This window comes from Amycolatopsis sp. NPDC034160 (assembly GCF_055575355.1).
Map to the genome: position 1 here is coordinate 449,366 of NZ_JBVISU010000001.1, position 20,266 is coordinate 469,631.

The window sequence follows — 20,266 nt, forward strand, 5'->3', positions numbered from 1 at the left end:
CTTAGCGTCGACCTCCCGAACTGCAGATGCGGAGGTCCGAGTGAAATTCCTTCCGTTGCTGGCCGGCCACTCACCGAGCCGGGCGTCAGTGACCTGTACCTACCGCTGTGGCGACGCGTGCTTCCACGACGCGCCGAACACCTCGGACAACCCCACCTTCGCCGACGTGCTCGGCGCGGTGAGCCGCCGTGGCGCGCTGAAGGCGACCGCCGTCGTCGCGCTGGCCGCCGGCACCCCGATCGCGCTCGCCGCGCCCGCCTCGGCCACCCCCGAGGGGCGCCCGAAACCGCCACCCGGCACCGACTACAAACGCGTCCAGCCGAACACGCTCGACGCCGTCGTGGTGCCCGAGGGCTATCAGCAGGGCATCGTGATCCGCTGGGGTGACGCCGTGCTGCCCGGCGCGCCGGAGTTCGACTTCGACAACCAGACAGCCGCGGCGCAGGCGAAGCAGTTCGGCTACAACTGCGACTTCGCCGCGCTGCTCCCCCTGGACCATTCCGGTCTTTCCGCGCTGCTGGTGACGAACCACGAGTACACGTCGGAAGAATTCATGTTCCGCGGTTACGACCGGAACAACCCGACGGAGGAGCAGGTCAAGATCGCCTGGGCGGCCCACGGGCTGACCGTCGTCCAGGTGACGCGTAGCCGGGACACCGGGCATCTGCGGCCGAAGATGTCCCGCTACAACCGGCGCATCACCCTGCACACGCCGTTCAAGGTGACCGGCCCCGCGGCGGGCAGCGAGTTGCTGAAAACCGCCGCCGATCCCACCGGCACGGTCGTCTTGGGCACGATGAACAACTGCGCCGGTGGTGTCACGCCGTGGGGCACGATCCTGTCCGGCGAGGAGAACATCAACCAGTATTTCGGCAACGCGGACACGGTCACCGATCCCGTGGCGCGCAAACGGCTCGCGCGCTACGGCATCAACGGCACCGCGACCACCCGGAAGTGGGAGCGGTTCGACGCGCGCTGGGACATCGCCAGGGAACCGAACGAGGCCAACCGCTTCGGCTGGGTGATCGAGCTGGATCCGAACGATCCGGACAGCGTCCCGGTCAAGCACACGCATCTCGGCCGGTTCAAGCACGAGACGGCGAACATCCGCGTCGCCGAGGACGGCCGCGTGGTCGCCTACTCCGGTGACGACGAGCGGTTCGAGTACATCTACAAGTTCATCTCCAAGGGCCGGATGAAGCCGGGCGACAGCCGCCACGCCCGGCGGCACAACATGACCTTGCTCGACGACGGCACGCTCTACGTCGGCCGGTTCACCGGCGACAGCCCGGCCGCCGAGATCGACGGCTCCGGGAAACTGCCGAGCGACGGCGAGTTCGACGGCAAGGGCGAGTGGATCCCGCTGGCCTCCGGCGACAAGTCCTTTGTGGACGGAATGACCGCCGAAGAGGTCTACGTCTTCACTCGTGAGGCGGCCGACCGGGTGGGCGCGACCAAGATGGACCGCCCGGAGGACATCCAGGCGCATCCGCGCACCGGCCGGATCTACTGCGCCCTGAGCAACAACGTCCAGCGCGGCAACCCCGGCAAGGAAGGCGCCACCGAGCCCAACCCTCGGGTGAACAACAAGCACGGTCAGGTGCTGGAGTTCGAGGAGCACCGCGGGGACGCGCTCGCGTTGACGTTCAGCTGGCGGCTGTTCCTGGTGTGCGGTGACCCGGCCTCGCCGGACACCTACTTCGCGGGCTTCCCCAAGGACCAGGTCTCGCCGATCTCCAGCCCGGACAACGTGGCCTTCGACAAGCACGGCAACCTGTGGATCTCCACCGACTCGGCGGGCGCGCTGGGCATCAACGACGGCCTGTACTCGGTGCCGCTGGAGGGCCGCAACCGCGGTGAGCTGAAGCTGTTCCTCACCGTGCCACGCGGCGCGGAGACCTGTGGCCCGATCGTCGAAGAGAAGATCGTCACAGTCTGTGTCCAGCATCCGGGTGAAGTGGACGGCGCCAGTGCCGACAAACCGGCTTCGCATTGGCCGGACGGCGGCGAAAGCCAGCCAAGGCCCTCGGTGGTGGCCGTGTGGAAACCGGGTCGTCACGGGTTGCGTGACATCGGTTCCTAGTCGGTAAGCAACGTTCTAGCAGTACTTTTCGTCGATGGCGCGCGGCCGGTCCCGGCAGCGCGCCATCGCTCGTTCGCGCGCTGTTCATCTGCTGGTCGGGACTGGATCGTTTTGGTCGCTTACCGTCACGACGTTCCCCTGACCGGATTACGTGAACCCACCGCGAACCATGGAGGCCCTGTGTCCTTCGAGCCTCGGCGGCTCCTGCCGTTGATCACCTCTCATCCCGGTGGCCGCTCCGCGGTCACCTGTGAGTACCGCTGCGGCAACGCGTGCGCCCACCCCGAGCCCAACACCTCGGACAACGAATACTTCGGCGACGTGGTCAAGGACATGCTGTCCCGTCGCGGCGCGCTGAAGGCCGGTGCCGTGCTGGCCGCCACCGCGGGTGGCTTCGCCGCGCTGTCCGGCACGGCCGCCGCCGAACCCGCCGGGGTCGAGGCCGCCGGCCACGGCAAGCCGGGCCGCCCCGGCCGTCCGGTGCCCGGCACCGACTTCGAGGCGGTGCCGCCGAACACCCTCGACGCCGTCACCATCCCCGAGGGTTACGAGCAGCGCGTCGTCATCCGCTGGGGTGACGCCGTCGAGGCGGGCGCGCCGAAGTTCGACTTCACCAAGCAGACCGCGGCCGCGCAGGCCAAGCAGTTCGGCTACAACTGCGACTTCGTCGGCCTGATCCCGCAGGATCCGCTGAGCATCCGCAACCTGCTGGTGGTGAACCACGAGTACACCACCGAGGTCCACATGTTCCCGGCCGACCAGTACGACCCGGCCAACCCGACCGAGGAACAGGTCAAGATCGCCTGGGCGGCACACGGTCTCTCAGTGGTCCAGACCTTCCGGGACCCGATCGGTGGCGCGCTGCACGTCACGCCGAGCCGGTACAACCGCCGCATCACGCTGAACACCGCCTTCGAGGTGCGCGGCCCGGCCGCCGGTTCGAAGTACCTCAAAACCTCCGCGGACCCGAGTGGCCGCCAGGTCTTCGGCACGCAGAACAACTGCGCCGGCGGCGTGACCCCTTGGGGCACCGTGCTTTCCGGCGAGGAGAACGTCAACCAGTACTTCGCCAACGCGGACAAGGTCACCGACCCGGTCGCGGCCGCCCGCCTGAAGCGGTACGGCTTCTCCGGCACCGCCAGCACCCGTAAGTGGGAGCGGTACGACAAGCGCTGGGACCTCGCGCAGGAGCCCAACGAGGCCAACCGGTTCGGCTGGGTCGTCGAGATCGACCCGAACGACCCGAACTCGACGCCGATCAAGCACACCGCGCTCGGCCGGTTCAAGCACGAGGCCGCGAACGTCAAGATCACCAAGGACGGCCGCGTCGCCGTCTACTCCGGTGACGACGAGCGGTTCGAGTACATCTACAAATTCGTCTCGAAGGGCAAGTACAAGCCGGGCCACAGCGCGCACGCGCGTCGCCACAACTCGGCGCTGCTCGACGACGGCACGCTCTACGTCGGCCGGTTCACCGGCGACAGCCCCGGCGAGATCGACGGCACCGGCAAGCTGCCGAAGGACGGCGAATTCGACGGCGTCGGCGAGTGGATCCCGCTGGCCTCCGGCAACAAGTCCTTTGTGGACGGATTCACCGCGGAAGAGGTCTACGTCTTCACGCGTCAGGCCGCCGACAAGGTCCAGCCGACCAAAATGGACCGTCCGGAGGACATCGAACCGAACCCGGTCAACGGCCGGATCTACGCGGCGCTGACCAACAACAGCCAGCGTGGCCCGGCAGGCAAGGCGGACGTCGACGAGGCGAACCCGCGGCCGGGCAACCGCAACGGGCACGTCCTGGAGTGGGAGGAGAACGGCGGGGACGCCGCGTCGACGAAGTTCTCCTGGCGCCTGCTGCTGGTCTGCGGTGACCCGAAGACCGCGGACACCTACTTCGGCGGCTTCCCGAAAGAGCAGGTCAGCCCCATTTCCTGCCCGGACAACGTCGCGTTCGACCGGCACGGAAACCTGTGGATCTCCACCGACGGCAACGCGCTCGGCTCCCACGACGGCCTGTTCTCGGTGCCGGTCGACGGTCCGGAGCGCGGGCACGTCAAGCAGTTCCTGTCGGTGCCGTCCGGCGCGGAATGCTGTGGTCCGGTGGTGACCGATCACCTGGTGCTCGTCGCCGTGCAGCACCCCGGTGAGGACGCGCCCAACTCGGGCAGCCCCACTTCGCACTGGCCGGACGGCGGCACGTCGCAGCCGCGGCCGTCGATCGTTTCGGTGTGGAAGAAGGGCCGCTGGGGCCAGGTCGGCCGCATCGGCGTCAAGTAGTCGCGACCGGCGCCCCGATCACTCTCGGCAAGACACGTTCCGCCTGATCGGGGCGCCGGTCGACACCGTTCAGCGATTACGGAACGGCGGCACACTCACTAGCTTCGGCCCGGTGAAAAGGGCACTGGTGTTGATGACGGCCGGCGCGCTTCTGCTGGGCGCGGGTGCTTTCCCCGCGCGGGCGCAGGCTCCGGCCGCCCCGTCCGGCTGCGCCGGCGGCGTCGCGCCGAACCCGAGCGTGGAGGAGGGCAGCCCACCCGCCGGGTACACGTTCAACCCGGCGGCCCCGGTGCCGACCGGGACGCCGAGGAGCAAACAGCCCCGGCTGTGGACGGCGGGTGGTTACCAGCAGGACGGCGGCAAGTACGCGCTGATCGCGACGCCGGACAAGCTGGTCAGCACCGCCTACGCGGCGATGAAGTTCGTGCCCGGCGCCGTCTACACGCTCACCGGCTGGACCGGCACGAACGACGGCAACCTCCGGCGCGCGGACGCCGTTCAGGAAACGGGACTGCGGTTCTACAACGCGACGAACAAGGTCGTCCTGGAGAACAAGCGCAAGGTCGAGCACGCCGTCGAGACCGACGGCAAACTCGCCCGCCAGGACTTCCCGCCGTCGACCGCGCCGCCGACGGCGACCTCGGTCAAGTTCTTCGCCGCCACCGACCGTAACTGGGTCATGTGGGACTGCGTCCACCTGCGGGTCGCCTCGTTCTCGGTGAAGGCGGAGGTGCGGGATCCGGCGAGCGGCGCCTGGGGCGGCACGGCCACCATCGAGGCGGGCACCACCGCGAACTTCCGGTTCACGCTGACCAACGACGGCACCGAGAACCTCACCGACATCAAGGTCGACGACCCGTACTGCGATGTGAAGCCTGCCCCGATCGCGAGCCTCGACGGCGGTAAGTCCACGACGATCACCTGCGACCACGCGAACGTCACCGAGGCCGACAACGGCCGCGTCGGCACCGTGACCGTCTCCGGCGCGAAGCATTCGGGCGGCACGCTGCCGCGGAAGACCGCGACGACGACCATCAAGGTCACCCCGCCGCCCGCGATCGACGAGATCGGGGAGTTCGTCTGGAACGACCTCGACCGGAACGGCCTGCAGGACGCCGGCGAGCCGGGTGTCCCCGGGGTGAAGGCGACCTTGAAGGACGCTTCGGGCACGGTGCTCGGCACGCTCACCACGGACGCCGCCGGCAAATACCGCTTCGCCAAGCTGAAGGACGGCATCTACCAGGTCTGCTTCGACATCGGCGCGCTTCCGCCCGAGTTCGCGGGCTACGCCTTCACGGCGAAGGACGCGGGTGACGACGCGAAGGACTCCGACGCCGATCCGGCGAACGGGTGCACCGCGACGACCACGGTCGGCCCCAAGAAACGTCAGGATCTGACGCTCGCCGCGGGACTCGTCGCGCCCGTGCGCAAACTGGGCGACTTCGTGTGGCTGGACCAGGACAAGGACGGTTTACAGAGCCGCGACGAGATCGGCGTCCCTGAGGTGAAGGTGACGCTGAAAGACGCTTCCGCGAAGGTCGTCGGCTCGACGGTGACCGGACCGGACGGTCGATACGCCTTCGCGGGTGTACCCGCGGGCTCGTACCAGATCTGCTTCGACACCGGATCCCGGCAGCTGACCCGAACGGGCGCGGCGCAGTACAACGGCACCGATTCGGCAGCCGACCCCGCGACCGGCTGCACCCCGGTGATCAAGCCGGGGACGCCGGAGGACCTGACCAGGGATGCCGGGCTGATCGAGCCGTGATGGTCGGTGTGACCCATGGCTTATCCGGCACCCTTGTCCCCCACCCCCTCGCGACGTACAATAATCTGTACGTCGAAGGGAGGGTGCTAGTGAAAACCATGAGCTACTCCGAGTCTCGTGCGAAGTACGCCGAGACGCTCGACTCGGTGGTCAACGACCGCGAAGAGGTTGTGATCACCCGCGCCGGGCACGAGCCCGTCGTGATCGTGTCCTTGGACGACTACCAGTCGCTCAAGGAAACCGCGTACCTGCTCCGCAGTCCGGAGAACGCGCGGCGGTTGATCACCGCGATCGAGCGACTGGAGTCGGGCGGCGGGACACAGCACGAACTCGTTGAATGAAGCTGATTTGGGACGAAAACGCCTGGGAAGATTATCTCTGGTGGCAGACCCAGGACCGGAAAGTGCTCAAGCGCATCAATGACCTCATCAAGGACATCGTGCGCAACGGCAATGAAGGTATCGGGAAGCCCGAACCGTTGAAGCACGGCTTTCAGGGGTACTGGTCGCGTCGGATCACGGACGAGCACCGACTTGTCTGCAAGGTCGCCGAAGGCGAGATCAGGTTCGCTGCCTGTCGTTATCACTACGGGAAATAGGGACGGCACCTCTTCGAGCCGTGATGGTCGGTGGGGGCCGCTACCGTCGCCCACTGTGACCTCACATCTCGACGCCACCCGCGAGTCCTACGACACCGTCGCCGAGGACTACGTGACGCTGATCAGACCGCTGTTCGACCAGGAGCCGGTCAGTCGCGCGATGCTGTCCGGATTCGCCGAGCAGGTGCGCGGCCCGGTCGCCGACGTCGGTTGCGGGCCGGGCCATGTGACCGCCCATCTGGCCTCACTCGGCCTTGACGTCTCCGGTGTCGATTTGTCGCCGAAGATGATCGAGGTCGCCCGGCGTCAGTACCCGGGCCTGCGGTTCGAGGTCGGCTCGATGACCGCGCTCGACATCCCCGACGGCACGTTGGGCGGCCTCGTCGCCTGGTGGTCGATCTTCCATCTGCCGCCGGAGACGCTTCCGGCCGTGTTCGCCGAGTTCCGTCGGACGCTGGTGGCCGGCGGGCAGCTCCTGATCGGCTTCCACGTCGGCGACGAGCGCCTGAGCCCCGAGACGGCGTACGGCCACCCCGTCTCCTACGACGCCTACCTGCTGCGACCGGCCCGGGTCGCCGAGCTGCTCGGCCAGGCGGGATTCCAGGTCACCGCCCGGCTGGAGCTTGCCGGGAAGAAGTGGCCGCAGGCCTGTCTGCTCGCCGTCGCGGTTTGACTCGTGGGCCGAGGACCTGATTCCCTGCGGATGCAACCGAGCCGGGCGGAGCCATGACGCAGACGAGTACGACGGCGAGCGAAAGCACGCCCGCGTGGCCTTCGCGTGCCTGGTTCCGGCGACCGTCGAGCTGGACGTGGCTCGGGTTCGGCTTGGTACTGGTGGTCTACGCCGACCTCGCCTGGCGTCGCCGCTGGATGAGCGACGACGGGCTGATCGTGCTGCGGACGGTCCGCCAGATCCTCGCGGGCAACGGGCCGGTGTTCAACATCGGCGAGCGGGTCGAGACCAACACCAGTCCTCTGTGGACGGCGATACTGAGCGTTCTCGGCCTGATCCCGGGAGTGCCGCTGGAGTGGATCTCCGTGGTGACCGGGCTGGTCTTCTCGGTCGCCGGGCTGTTTTTCGGCCTGGACGGTGCCCGGCGGCTCTACCAGCCGCTGACCTTCCACGGCCTCGCGCCCGCCGGGGCGCTGGTGGTCTGTGCGCTGCCGCCGTTCCGCGACTTCGCGACGTCCGGGCTGGAGACCGGCCTGATCACCTTGTGGCTCGGTGGCACGTGGTGGCTGCTCGTCCGCCGTATGTCCACAATGGATGAAACGCGGGCCTGGCCGGTCGCCGTCGTCTCCGGCCTCGGGCCGTTGGTGCGGCCGGATCTCGCGCTCTTCAGCGGTGTCGCGTTGCTGGCGTTGCTCGTGCTCCTGAGACCAGGGCGGCGACGAGCGGTGGGCCTGCTGGCCGCCGCGGCCGCGCTTCCGTTGGCGTATCAGGTGTTCCGGATGGGCTACTACGGCCTGCTCACGCCGAACACCGCGTTGGTCAAGGAGGCGTCGGAGGCGAACTGGGCTCGCGGCTGGGCATACCTCTCCGATCTCGCTCAGCCGTATTGGCTCCTGCTTCCGGTGCTCCTGCTCGCCGCCGCCGTCCTGACCTTGGTGTCCACTATGGACAGGACATTCGTGGTGCTGGTGGCGGTTCCGCTCGCCGGCGCGATCCTGCTTTCGCTGTACGTGGTCAGGGTCGGCGGGGATTTCATGCACGGGCGCATGCTTCTCCCGGCGCTGTTCTGCCTGTTGCTGCCCGTGCTGGCCGTGCCCGTGACGAGGGTGACCGCGGTACTTCTGGTCGGCGTCGGGATCTGGGCGGTCGTGGCCGCGGGGTCGCTCCGTCCGCCGTATTCCGCCGCGCCGCGTGCCGTCGGCGTCACCGACGAGCGGGCCTACTGGTCGCGGGCGACCGGGCACGAACATCCGATCCTCGCCGAGGACTACGCCGACCATCCGGCGATGCCGACGGTGCTGGACGCCGTCCGCGGGGTGCGGGGCCCGGCGGTACTGATCCAGGACTACTCGACAAGGAGCTGGTACGCGTACCCGACGGACCGGCCGTATGTGACCGTCGCGGCCGACAGTATGGGCGCGCTCGGCCTGCTGATCCCGCTCGATATGCGGCTGCGTGACGGTTACGGCCTCGCCAACCCGTTCGCCGCGCATTCGACGTCGTTCCCCAACGGCCGCCCCGGGCACCAGAAATGGCTGCCCCCGGTGTGGGAACTGGCGAACTCGGCGCGACTGCCGATTCCCGATGGCGGCCCGGTCCGTGCCGAGGACATCGCCGCCGCGCGCCTCGCGCTCAGCTGCCCGGAGCTCGTGGCGATCGACGCGTCTGTGCGGGATCCGCTGACGGCCGGACGGTTCGTGGACAACCTCATCGGGTCGTTCGCGCGGGGCTCCGTGCGGTTCCCCCGGGTGGCGTCGCCACCGGTCGTCTGCCGGTGACTAGCGTGGCGGCCATGGCTGATCTTCCCCTCGCCCTCGTCACCGGTGCCACCCGCGGAATCGGCGCCGCGACCGCCCGCGCGCTCGCCCCGACCCACCGCCTGCTGCTCGGCGGACGCGACGCCGACGCACTCGGCGAACTCGCCGGGACGCTGCCCGGCGCGAGGCCGTGGCCGGTCGACCTGACCGACGCCGAGACGCTGGAAGCGGCGACAGCCGAATTCGGCGAGCTGGACGTGCTGGTGCACTCGGCCGGTGTCGCGCGGCTCGGCACGGTCGAGACCGCGACCGACGCCGACTGGCGGGCGAACTTCGAGGTCAACGTGCTCGGGGTGGTCACGCTGACCAGGCAGCTGCTGCCCGCGTTGCGCGCCGCGAAAGGGCACGTCGTCGTGATCAACTCCGGGGCCGGGCAGAACGCGCGTCCCGGCTGGGGTCCCTACGCGGCGAGCAAGTTCGCCGTCCGCGCCTTCGCCGACGCGTTGCGCGAAGAGGAGCCCGCCCTGCGGGTGACGTCGATCTACCCCGGCCGCACGGACACCGAGATGCAGCAGGCGATCGTCGCCGACGAAGGACGCGAGTACGAGCCGGAACGCTTCCTGCGTCCCGAATCCGTCGCCGCCGCCGTGTTGTCCGCCGTCACCGCCACCGGCGACGCGCATCCGACCGAGGTGACCCTTCGGCCACGCGGACTGGTCTAGACGTGTCGGAAGCTACCCCCCGTCAAGAGCGCAGCCGCGCCGAGGTTTCGGCGACTTCGGCCTGCACCTTCGCGCGGTCCACCCGCAGGGATTCGCCGTCGCCGACCACCTGCTCGCCCGCCACCCACACGTCGCGCACCCGGCGCGAGCCCGCGGCCCACACCAGGTTCGAGAGCAGCTGCTCGTCCGGGACGTCGATGCCGGCCGCGAAGGCCGGGTCGTCCAGGTCGACGTGCACCAGGTCCGCCCACCGGCCGGTTTCCAGCGCGCCGATGTCGGCTCGGCCCAGCGCGTCCGCGCCGCCGCGGGTGCCGAGCAGGAACGCGTCGGCCGCGGTCAGCACGGTCGACTCGCCGGTCGCGAGCCGTGCGAACATCGCCGAGAGCTGCAGCTCCTCCCACAGGTCGATGTCGTCGTTCGACGCCGGGCCGTCCGTGCCCAGCCCGACGGCGACCCCGGCCTTCCGAAGGTCAGTGACCCGCGCGATGCCCGAAGCGAGCTTCGCGTTCGAGCCCGGGCAGTGCGCCATCCCGACCCCGCGTGCGGCGAACAGCGCGATGTCCTCGTCGGACAGGTGGATGGCGTGCGCGGCCAGCGTGCGGCCCCGCAGCATCCCGACCTTCTCCAGCAGTGCGGGCACCGAGCCGTGCTCTTCACGCTGCTTGACGTCTTCGAGCGCCGCCTCGGCCACGTGGATCTGCACCAGCGCGCCCCGTTCGGCCGCCGATTCCGCGGTCGCGCGCAGTGCGTCTTCGTTCAGCATGTACGCCGAGTGCGGTCCGTAGCCGACCTCGATCCGCTCACCGGGGCCGAACCGGAGGCCGTCGGTGTCGATCCAGCGTTCGATGCCCTTGAGCATCGCGCGCCAGTCCATCCCCGGCAGTTCCATGATCGGCGGGCCCAGCAGCACGCGGCCACCGGTGGTGAGCACCGCGTCGGCGAGCTGCTCGCCTTCGAAGTACATCTCCGCGCTGGTCGTGACGCCGTGCCGCAGCATCTCGACCGAGCCGAGCAGCATGCCGGTGCGGATGTCGGCGGGCTTCAGCTTCGCCTCGGCCGGCCAGATGATCTCGGTCAGCCACCGCAGCAGCGGCAGGTCGCCGCCCATCCCGCGCAACAGGGTCATCGGGCTGTGCGCGTGCGCGTTGACCAGGCCGGGCAGGAGGATGCCGCTCAACCGGGTCACGGGAGCGGACGTTTCGGGAGCCCCGGATACGGGACCGACATGGGTGATACGCCCCGTCTCGTCCACATCGACCACGGCGTCACGCAGCAACGAGCATGCGGGGTCGGCGGGGAGAACGACAGGAGCGTGGAAACGGCGTTGCATGAAAAGAGCTTACTTTCAGTCGACGACGCCGCTCCGCCACGCCCAGGCGGCGATCTCCACCCGGTTCCGCGCACCGATCTTCCCCTGCACGGAGGCCAGATGTGTCTTCACCGTCGACAGCGACAGGAACAACTCGGCGCCGATCTCGGTGTTCGTCAGCCCTTTCGCGGCCGCCTTGACCACGTCCAGTTCCCGCGCGGTCAGCGGCTCCGAAGGCGGACTGACGTCGCGTTTCACCGTCCCGCCGTCGAAATGCTTCAGCAGCCGGACGGTGATCTGCGGCGAGACCAGCGCGTCACCGCGCGCGGCCGCGCGCACCGCCTCGATCAGCAGTGCGGGCCCGGCGTCTTTCAGCAGGAACCCGCTCGCGCCGTTCCGCAGGGCGGTGTGCACGTACTCGTCCAGATCGAACGTCGTGACCACCACCACCTTCAGCGGATCGGTGACGTCCGGGCCCGCCAGCTGCTTGGTGACCTCGAGCCCGTCGATCCCCGGCATGCGGATGTCCAGCAGGCAGACGTCCGGGCGTAGTTCACGCGCCTTCGCGACCGCCGAGACGCCGTCCGCCACGTCGGCGACGACCTCGATGTCGTCGTTGCTGTCCAGGATCATCCGGAAGCCGATCCGCACCATGTCCTGGTCGTCGGCGATCAGTACCCGGATCACTCTTCTCCTTCAAGTGGTAGCCAAGCTTCGACGCGCCAACCGCCGCCCGGCGCGCGCCCGGCGGAGAGCCGGCCGTGCAGCAGGGCGACGCGTTCGCGCATGCCGATCAGACCGTAGCCGCCCGACCCGCCCGCCGGACGGCCCTGGGGTTCGCGTCCGTCGTCGGTCACCTGGAGGTGCAGTTCGTCCTCGACCACCTCGGCGATGACCAGTGCTTCCTTCGCGCCGGACGCGTGCTTGCCGATGTTCGTCAGCGACTCCTGGACCAGCCGCAACGCCGACCGTCCGACCTCGTGCGGCACGTTCGGCGGCAGTTCGAGCTTCATCGACGTCTCCACGCCGTGGTTCGACCGTTCGATCAGCGTCCGCAGGTCGGCGGCGAGATCGGTGGTGGCCTGTTCGCTGAATGCGCTGCTCCCGGCCGGGGCGTCGCCGCGCATGCTCCGCACGAGCCGCCGCATCGCCGCGAGCGCCTCCACTCCGGCGTCCTCGATCCGGCCCATCGCTTCGACCGCGATCTGCGGGTTCTTCTCGCCCATCAGCTTCGCCGCCTGCGCCTGCACGACGATCCCGGTCACGTGGTGGGCGACGACATCGTGGAGTTCCCGCGCGAGCGCCATCCGCTCCGACGTCTGCGCGTCGCTGATCGCCGACTGGATGACCTGCGTGCGCTCCGAATCCCGCGACCGCAACGCGAGGCCGACCGCCACCGAGATGCCGAGCAGCAGCAGCCCCGCGACGGCGAACCCCGCGATGTCGTCGGGATCGGTCATCAGCCGCGGGGTCGGCCGCCAGGAGTTGAGAATGCAGGCGATCACCACCACCCCGGTCATCCCCGCGAGCCGTGACATGGCCTTGCCGAGCCCGGCCGCGCGGACCAGCGTGACGATCGCGCCCATTCCCGCGACGACCTGCGTCCCCGGCACGCCACCCGGCATCGCGTATTCGTAGCCGAGCCGGAGGAACGGGGTCACCAGCGCGGAAAGCAGCATGACGGCGGTGAGCCCGACCATCGCGTCGGCAGGCCGTCGCGGGGCGGCGACCGCGATGACCGCGGCGACGATCGAGCAGACCAGGATGGGGAAGCCGCGCACCCCGCTGGCGTAGGTGAAGCCGAACTCGAGGATCAGCGCGACGGACAGCATGCCGATGAGCGGCCATTGACCCAGCACCAGCTTGTTGATCTTCTGCAGGTTCTCGTAGCGTTTCGGGTTCACCGTGCGGTCGCGGCCGGGCAGCGCGAAGCCCAGCGTCCCGCCCAGCAGGATCCCGCCGAAGAGCATCGCCTGCGCCATGGTGCCGTTCGAGGTGCTGCCGTAGTAGTACCGGCCCGACACTGCGGTCAGGGTCGCCATAACCAGCCCACTGATCAGGGCGAACGCGACCCCCGGACGCGTCCGGCGCGCCGCGTAGAACAGCACCTCCACCCCGGCCACCACCTCGGTGATGGACAGGTGGGCGAGGACGCTCGAGTAGGTCGGGATGGTGAAATACCGGGCGACCAGCGTGTAGGCCACCAGTACGACCGAAGCCGCGACGGCGGCCACGGCGGCCCGTTTCTGCGCCCAAAGCGCGCAGAACACCATCGCGAAGATGCCGGGGAACAGCAGCAGGTCGATGCCACGAGGGCCCGTGTCGTCGAGTGCGGCGTCGGTGATGAAGAACAGGTCGAACGTGAGCGCGGCCAGCAGTACGACGGTGGGCATGCCGAGGCGACGCACGAGCGAACCCGCGCGTGCGTAGAACTTGTTCTGGGAGGGACCTGCTGTCACACCGTGACGGTAGAGGATCCGCCACCGTCCGCACCTTGGCCGACCGGCCCGACGTGGGTCGGCCGATCGGCCGATGCGAGCGTGATCAGCACTGGCCGTCTGCCCGAAGTGGACACAGGCCCTTCGAAGCGAAGCTCTTCCCCGAAGCAGAACACCAAGTGACTGACTAGGGAGAAACACGGTGGAAGATCCACAGTGGACAGGCCAGCCGGTACTTGCCGGGCGCGGGCTCGTCAAGCGGTACGGCACGCAGTACGCGCTGGCCGGGATCGACATCGACATCCAGGCGGGTGACGCGGTCGCCATCGTCGGGCCCTCGGGCTCGGGCAAGACCTCCCTGTTGCACGTCCTCGCCGGGATCCTCCGCGCCGACTCGGGGCAGATCTTCCTCGCCGGCCAGCGGGTCGACCAGCTCAACGAGCGCAAGCGCAGCGAATTGCGGCGCACCGAGTTCGGCTTCGTGTTCCAGTCCGGAATGCTCGTCGCCGAATTGAGCGCCGAGGAGAACGTCGCACTGCCTTCGCTGCTGGCCGGCAAGGGCCGCAAGGAATCCATCGAGGCGGGCCGCGAATGGCTGGCGAAACTCGGCCTCGCGGGCAAGGAAAAGCGCCGTCCCGGTGAGCTTTCCGGCGGTGAAGCGCAGCGGGTCGCGATCGCGCGGGCGCTGACGCACCGGCCGAAGGTGATCTTCGCCGACGAGCCGACCGGAGCCCTCGACACCCGCACCGGCCGCGCCACCATGGACGCCCTGCTCGCGGCGGCCGCCGACAGCGGCGCCGCGGTGATCGTGGTGACCCACGACCGCGAACTCGCCGAGGCCATGCCGCGCACCGTCTCCATCCGCGACGGCCTGATCGCGACGAGGCTGGCCGCGTAATGAACAGTTTCCAGCTGGCCATGCGGGTGCTCCGGGTCGACCGCCGGACCCGCACGTCGGCCATCCTCACCGCGGTCGGGGTCGCCGTCGCGACCAGTCTGGTGCTTCTGCTGGCCTCCCTCCCGGGTGCCACGCAGGCCCGCTCACAGCGGGCGATCTGGCAGGACATCAACAGCTACTACTCCGATTCGGGGGAGGCCCAGCGTCCGGCGCCGCTGCTGATGGCGGCGAACAAGGACTACGCCGGGGACCGCGAGATCACCCGCGTCGACGTCGCGCTGACCGGCACTTCGCCGATGCTCAGCCTGCCGCCGGGCATCCCGAAGTTGCCCGGACCCGGCGAGGCGATCGTTTCGCCCGCGCTCGGGAAACTGATCCAGTCGACACCGTCCGCCCAGCTCGGGGACCGCTTCGGCAAACTCGTCGACGCGCTCGGCCCGGACTCGCTGATGTATCCGGAGCAGCTGGTCGCCGTCGTCGGCCACACCCCGGAGTCGATGCCGCAGTCGGCGCAGGCCGCGGACGGCTTCCCCAACGAGCAGGCCAAGCCCGATCCACTGCTCGAACTGCTCGCCTGGGTCGGCGTCATCGTCCTGCTCGTGCCGAGCCTGGTGCTCGTCGCGTCTTCGGCCCGGCTCACCGCCGCCCGGCGTGAGGTGCGGATGGCGGCCCTGCGGCTGGCAGGGGCGACCCCCGGCCAGGTGATGAAGATCGTCGCCGCCGAGACGGCGTTGTCCGCGACAATCGGCGCGGTGCTCGGCATCCTCGTGGCGCCCGCGCTGCAGGGGCTCTCGAAGTTCGTGCCGTGGGGCGGGGGCACCTGGCTCGCGTCGGACTTCAGCCTTTCGATCGGCTCGACCGTCGCGGTCGCCGTGGCGATCCCGCTGCTGGTCGTCTTCGCCGGGGTCCTCGGCATCCGCCGCGTGCTGAAGACGCCGCTGTTCGCGGCTTCGGCGCACGCCCGCAAGCCGCTGCACTGGTGGCGTCTGCTCGCGGTACCCGTGGCCGGTGCCTTCTTCCTCTTCGCGGTCAGCCAGGACGACAGCAACCTGGGGATGGTGATGTTCGGGCTCTTCCTGCTGGTCGCCTCGGCCGCGATCATCGGCCCGTGGGTCACCTCGGCGGTGGGCGGCACGTTCGTCCGAGTCTGGCGCAAACCGGCCTCGCTGCTGGCCGGCCGCAGGCTCCGCGACGACCCGAAGAGCGCTTACCGCGCCACGGCGGGTGTCGTGCTCGCGGTCTTCACCGGCTCCATGGCGCTGACGCTGCTGCCCTCGTTCGAATCGATGGCCGGCGGTGGACGGACCTTCAAGGACGAGGTCCTCTACACCGACGCGGACGCGACCCAGGTCCAGCAGGTGCTCGACAAGACCAACGCCTCCCTCGCCCGCAACGGCGTCGCGGAAAAGGCGATCGCGGTCGGCCAGGTCTACCTGGCCAGCGGTGAGATGCGCTCGGACGGCAGCCAGTCGCTGAACCGCGCCTTCGTGGCGACCTGCGAAGACGCCGCGAGGCTGCTTCGGGTGAACATCGGCGGTTCGTGCAAGCCCGGGCCCGCGGTCTACAGCAGTTACAAGATCGACCTGTCGCAGCAGCGCCTGACGGCGAAGTGGAACCAGGCCGGGGTGCCGTTCACCGGGAACATCCCGGCATACACGTTCTCCGAGTCCGAAAAGGACACCTACAGCACGATCGTCATCGACCCGGCCCTGCTGCCCGAGGGTGTCAAGCCGCAAAACCTCGACGTGGTCGTGCCGACGACCCCGGCGAACGGCGAGATCGTGCGGACCGCGCTGGTCGGGGCGGCTCCTGGCCAGGAGGTCGGCAGCCGTGGCCTGCACATGATCGGCCAGCAGCAGGAACTCGCCGACCTGCGCCGGGTCACCGTCATCGGCCTGATCGCCGCCGGGGTGCTCGCCGGGTGCAGCGCGGCCGTGGCGACCGCCGGTTCGGTGATGGACCGCCGTCGCACCTTCGGGGCACTCATCGCGGCCGGGACACCGGTCCGGGTGCTGGCGAGGGCGCTGCGGATGGAGGCGGCTCTGCCCGCGATGGTGGCCACCATCGGCGCGGGTGTGGTCGGGATAGGAGTCGGCATGGGGCTCTACAGCATGGTCGAGAAGGACCCGGTCGTGCTGAGTCCGTGGCTGCTGGCGCCCGTGGTGCTGGGAATCGGGGTGGCGTTGCTCGGGGCATCCGTCTCGACCCCGGCGCTCAAGCGGGTGCAGTCGGAGCCGCTCGCCGACGAGTGAAAAGTTCGCCCGAATGGCGTCATGGCGCCTGGGCGGGCAGGTCTCGTGGGTGGAGTCGGTGGTTCCACCCACGAGCCGGGTGACCCGGTCGTCCCTCTGTCGGGGGAGGGACGAACGGGCGCCGGGGATGCGCAGGGGGCATCCCGGAGGCACGGGGTGCGGAAAGGGCTCGTGAGTGCTTTGGGTCGTTAGAACGACCCAAAGCACTCACGAGCCCTAGACCCGTTCGAAGATCAAGTCGTGCGAAATCCGGCCCTCGACGTCGGCGCGGTTCTCGAACTTGGTGATCGGGCGCCACTCCGGGCGCGGAGCCCAGCCGCCGGGCTCGTCGGCGTGGCGGTTGCGCAGGAGCGGCTCGGCCGAGCAGACCTCCATCATCTGCTCCGCGTAGTTCTCCCAGTCGGTCGCCAGGTGGAACGTGCCACCCGGTTCGAGCCGCGAGGCCACCAGCGAGACGAACTCCGGTTGCACGATCCGCCGCTTGTGGTGCCGCTTCTTCGGCCACGGGTCCGGGAAGAACAACCGGACCCCGGCCAGCGTGCCCGGTTCGACGTGCTCGGTCAGCAGGATGACGGCGTCACCGTGCATCAGCCGCAGGTTCTTCACCCCGAGCTTCTCGGCGCGCAGCATCAGCTGGCCGAGCCCGGGGTCGTAGACCTCGACCGCGACGTAGTTGAGTTCCGGCGCGGCCGCGGCGAGCTGGGAAGTGGTCTCGCCCATCCCCGAACCGATCTCCACCATGACCGGGGCCTGCCTGCCGAACCAGTCGTCGAAGTCCACCGGGCCTTCGGGCAGTTCGCCGACCGTGCGGCCGAGTGACGGCCACAGCTCGTCCCACGCCCGCTGCTGCCCGACGGTCATCCGGCCGCCGCGTTTGACATAACTGACCACGCTGCGCATCCGTGGCTGGTCCTCGTTTTCCACCCACCCATTAAACGTGGGGTTACCGGACCGCTTCGAACTCCCCCAGCCGCGAGCGCAGGCCCGCGAATCCGGCGACCGCGATCGGCGACGGCGTCGTGCCGGAGTGGGCGGGGAGAACGTCGATCCAGCCGTCGTGGCGGCTGGTGTTCAGCACCGTGGTCGGGATCGAATGCCCGGACGCTCCGCGTTCGGAAGGGATGAACTCCCAGTAGCCGGATTCCCCGTCGGCGGCCCACGGGACGAATTCCCAACCGGGACGTCTGCCGAGCAGGCCGGCGATGCGATCTTCGATGCGGAAACCGAATTCCCGCGATTCGAGTCTGCCGTCCACGACGGCGCGAAGCCACCACGGTGCGGGAATTTCCCCGTGCATTCCGCTGGACGCGCGGTACAGCGCGACAACGAGATCTTCGGGCGCGCGGTGCACCCAGGCGCGGCGAATATCGGACGGCCGGGTCGCGGACGCCACCGTGCGGGGCAGTTCGATCGCCTGTGACCATTCGAGGTCGAGCATGGGCTCGAGCCGCGGCTGCGTACTTTCCGTGCGGGCTTTCGGGATCATGCGTTCTACTCCCTGACCGGAATCCACCGTCAAGGATCACCTCCGGGGCCGAAGAGCCGAAATAGGCTCATCCCGAGCATCGCCCGGTGAGGAACAGTATGTCCGCTTCCTGTGAGAGAAGCCACAGCCTCTTAACGTGGACTTAACTCCTTTGGTGGCGGTAAAAGCTCACGCGTCCCGGCGGTGGGTGATCATGAGCCCAGCCGTATAAACAAGCACACAGATACCAGCGAAATAAGCCAAATAGCCCCACGGTCCCATCGGCGGCTGGAGTTTCAGCATGGAAACCGTCAGATCCGGGCCGGAAAATTGATTCGCCGCGAAAAACGGCATCCACTGGTAGATGTCGCCGCCCACGCGCGAGATCAGCACGACGAGGCCCTCGACCAACTGCGTCCAGACCAACGCGAACCCGAGTGCGAACGGGGGGTTGCGGAACAGCAGTCCGAGGCCTACGCCGAGCAGTCCGGTCAGGAGGAAGGTCAGGCCCTGGCCCGCCACCGCACGCCAGTCGGCTCCCGAAGCCAGGCCCAGGTCGGCGGCCGGTTTGATCAGATACGCCACCACCCACGAGCCGAAGCCCACCAGCAGCCCGATCAGTCCCGAGAACACCCCGACGACGGCGCCTTTCGCCAGCAACGCGGGCACCCGGGAGGGCACCGCCTGGAAGGTGAGCTTCATGATGCCCCAGTTGAACTCCGTCGCCGCCGCGAGGATGGCGAGGACGAGCACCACGGTGCGGCCGAGCGCGCTGGCCACCTGGGTCGAGTTGACGCCGGTCTGGCCCTCCAACGGAACGAAACCGAAGAACAACGCGGTGTAGGCGAGCGCCACCACGACCGCGATGCCCGCGCACCACCAGGGCGCGCGTGTGCTCAGCAGCTTGATCCGCTCGGCGCGGAGCAGGTTCACCGCGGTCATCGGCCGACCTCCGTAACCTGGCCGGTGCGGTACTCGACGGCTCCGGCGGTCAACTGCATGTACGCCTGTTCGAGCGAGCCGGTGAGCGGCTTCAACTCGTGCAGGGTCGCGCCCGCGGCGAACGCGAGTTCACCGATGTCGTCGCTGTCCATTTCGGACACGATAAGCGCGCCGTCGTCCTCGCGGAATTCGGCGCCCTTCTCGGTCAGCGCTGTGCGCAGTTCGGGTAGCTGCGGGCTGCGGACCCGCACGCCGAGACCCTTCGCCCGGCCGATGAACTCCTCCATCGTGCCCTGATAGATCAGCTTCCCCCGGCCGATCACGACGAGGTCCTGCGCGGTCTGCGCCATCTCCGGCAGCAGGTGGCTGGACACGAACACGGTGCGGCCCTCGGCGGCGAGCGCGTGCATCAGCTTCCGGATCCACACGATGCCCTCGGGGTCGAGTCCGTTGACCGGTTCGTCGAACAGCAGCACCCGGGGGTCGCCCAGCAGCGCCGTGGCGATTCCGAGCCGCTGCGACATCCCGAGCGAGAACTGCCCGGCCCGTTTGCGGGCGACCGATTCCAGTCCGACCAGCCGGAGCACCTCGTCGACTCGCTGGTCGGGAAGGCCGTTGGTCGCGGCGATCCAGCGGAGGTGCTCGCGGGCGGTGCGGCCGGGGTGGCGCCAGGTGGCGTCCATCATGCCGCCGACCGTCCGAAGTGGATCATGCAAGTCCCGGTAGGGCTTGCCGTCGATCGTCACCGAGCCCGACGTGGGGTTGTCGAGCCCGAGCATCATCCGCATGGTGGTGGACTTGCCCGCCCCATTGGGGCCGAGGAACCCGGTCACCCGGCCCGCTTGGGCGGTGAAGGAAAGGTCGTCGACGGCGAGCTTGTCGCCGTAGCGTTTCGTGAGTCCGGCGGCCTCGATCATCAGCCCTCCCTCCGGTGGATTCCGACCTTACCGTGGTGCAGCCCGGCTGGGCGTCGGTACAGGCGGTCGTGAGTGGCGATTCGGGTTAGAACCCGAACCGCCACCCCCAACCCCCCCAACCGGAAAAGAACAAACCGCCCCCCCCCCCCACAACCCACTCCCCTCTC

17 protein-coding genes are annotated in these 20,266 nt (G+C 69.0%); 10 read left to right on the forward strand and 7 right to left on the reverse strand.

The features are described from left to right. Positions 1-40 precede the first annotated feature (40 nt). From ACZ54P_RS02145 to ACZ54P_RS02180, 8 genes are all read left to right on the forward strand, one after another. A complete protein-coding gene (locus tag ACZ54P_RS02145) occupies positions 41-2,083 on the forward strand; it encodes a PhoX family protein (RefSeq protein WP_465459720.1) in 2,043 nt (680 codons plus the stop codon). A gap of 180 nt (positions 2,084-2,263) precedes the next feature. Then, positions 2,264-4,360 carry a PhoX family protein gene (locus ACZ54P_RS02150; protein WP_465459721.1) on the forward strand — a complete coding sequence of 699 codons (2,097 nt, stop codon included), beginning with the start codon at positions 2,264-2,266 and terminating at the stop codon, positions 4,358-4,360. A gap of 112 nt (positions 4,361-4,472) precedes the next feature. Continuing rightward, a complete protein-coding gene (locus ACZ54P_RS02155; protein ID WP_465459722.1) occupies positions 4,473-6,128 on the forward strand; it encodes a DUF7850 domain-containing protein in 1,656 nt (551 codons plus the stop codon). A 98-nt stretch (positions 6,129-6,226) separates the two neighbouring features. Next, positions 6,227-6,469 (forward strand): type II toxin-antitoxin system Phd/YefM family antitoxin, encoded by a 243-nt coding sequence (locus tag ACZ54P_RS02160; RefSeq protein WP_229907886.1) that lies wholly within the window; start codon positions 6,227-6,229, stop codon positions 6,467-6,469. After that, positions 6,466-6,726: a Txe/YoeB family addiction module toxin gene (locus ACZ54P_RS02165; protein ID WP_465459723.1), complete on the forward strand. Its 261-nt coding sequence runs from the start codon at positions 6,466-6,468 to the stop codon at positions 6,724-6,726. The genes ACZ54P_RS02160 and ACZ54P_RS02165 overlap by 4 nt, the downstream gene beginning before the upstream one ends. Before the next feature lie 55 nt (positions 6,727-6,781). Beyond that, positions 6,782-7,399: a class I SAM-dependent DNA methyltransferase gene (locus ACZ54P_RS02170; protein WP_465459724.1), complete on the forward strand. Its 618-nt coding sequence runs from the start codon at positions 6,782-6,784 to the stop codon at positions 7,397-7,399. A gap of 53 nt (positions 7,400-7,452) precedes the next feature. After that, positions 7,453-9,177 carry an arabinofuranosyltransferase AftB family protein gene (locus ACZ54P_RS02175; RefSeq protein ID WP_465459725.1) on the forward strand — a complete coding sequence of 575 codons (1,725 nt, stop codon included), beginning with the start codon at positions 7,453-7,455 and terminating at the stop codon, positions 9,175-9,177. 14 nt (positions 9,178-9,191) lie between these two features. Then, entirely contained in the window at positions 9,192-9,878 is a 687-nt protein-coding gene (locus ACZ54P_RS02180) for an SDR family oxidoreductase (protein ID WP_465459726.1), read from the forward strand. A gap of 22 nt (positions 9,879-9,900) precedes the next feature. Here ACZ54P_RS02180 and ACZ54P_RS02185 read toward each other — a convergent pair whose 3' ends face one another. From ACZ54P_RS02185 to ACZ54P_RS02195, 3 genes are read right to left on the reverse strand one after another with little or no spacing between them, the layout of a single operon-like run. Then, positions 9,901-11,208 (reverse strand): amidohydrolase family protein, encoded by a 1,308-nt coding sequence (locus ACZ54P_RS02185; protein WP_465459727.1) that lies wholly within the window; start codon positions 11,206-11,208, stop codon positions 9,901-9,903. 15 nt (positions 11,209-11,223) lie between these two features. Further along, the gene (locus ACZ54P_RS02190) at positions 11,224-11,874 is read right to left on the reverse strand and encodes a response regulator (RefSeq protein ID WP_465459728.1); all 651 of its coding nucleotides are present in this window, start codon (positions 11,872-11,874) and stop codon (positions 11,224-11,226) included. Then, positions 11,871-13,646: a sensor histidine kinase gene (locus ACZ54P_RS02195; RefSeq protein ID WP_465459729.1), complete on the reverse strand. Its 1,776-nt coding sequence runs from the start codon at positions 13,644-13,646 to the stop codon at positions 11,871-11,873. The genes ACZ54P_RS02190 and ACZ54P_RS02195 overlap by 4 nt, the downstream gene beginning before the upstream one ends. Positions 13,647-13,827: 181 nt before the next feature. On the opposite strand from ACZ54P_RS02195, the gene ACZ54P_RS02200 reads away from it, so the two are divergent. Both ACZ54P_RS02200 and ACZ54P_RS02205 read left to right on the forward strand, forming a co-directional pair. Continuing rightward, the gene (locus ACZ54P_RS02200) at positions 13,828-14,523 is read left to right on the forward strand and encodes an ABC transporter ATP-binding protein (protein WP_465459730.1); all 696 of its coding nucleotides are present in this window, start codon (positions 13,828-13,830) and stop codon (positions 14,521-14,523) included. Next, a complete protein-coding gene (locus tag ACZ54P_RS02205) occupies positions 14,523-16,775 on the forward strand; it encodes an FtsX-like permease family protein (RefSeq protein WP_465459731.1) in 2,253 nt (750 codons plus the stop codon). Before ACZ54P_RS02200 ends, ACZ54P_RS02205 begins: the two co-directional genes overlap by 1 nt. Positions 16,776-16,991: 216 nt before the next feature. Here the strand turns inward: ACZ54P_RS02205 and trmB are convergent, their stop codons facing one another. The 4 genes from trmB to ACZ54P_RS02225 form a co-directional block, all read right to left on the reverse strand. Continuing rightward, positions 16,992-17,675, reverse strand: a complete 684-nt coding sequence (trmB, locus tag ACZ54P_RS02210) for a tRNA (guanosine(46)-N7)-methyltransferase TrmB (protein WP_465460215.1) — start codon at positions 17,673-17,675, stop codon at positions 16,992-16,994. A gap of 43 nt (positions 17,676-17,718) precedes the next feature. Then, on the reverse strand, positions 17,719-18,261 hold the full coding sequence (locus ACZ54P_RS02215; protein ID WP_465459732.1) for a hypothetical protein: 543 nt from the start codon (positions 18,259-18,261) through the stop codon (positions 17,719-17,721). Positions 18,262-18,429: 168 nt separating this feature from the next. Further along, complete coding sequence (locus ACZ54P_RS02220) at positions 18,430-19,182, reverse strand: hypothetical protein (RefSeq protein WP_465459733.1); 753 nt, start codon at positions 19,180-19,182, stop codon at positions 18,430-18,432. Continuing rightward, on the reverse strand, positions 19,179-20,099 hold the full coding sequence (locus ACZ54P_RS02225) for an ABC transporter ATP-binding protein (protein ID WP_465459734.1): 921 nt from the start codon (positions 20,097-20,099) through the stop codon (positions 19,179-19,181). Before ACZ54P_RS02225 ends, ACZ54P_RS02220 begins: the two co-directional genes overlap by 4 nt. Between the last annotated feature and the right edge of the window lie 167 nt (positions 20,100-20,266).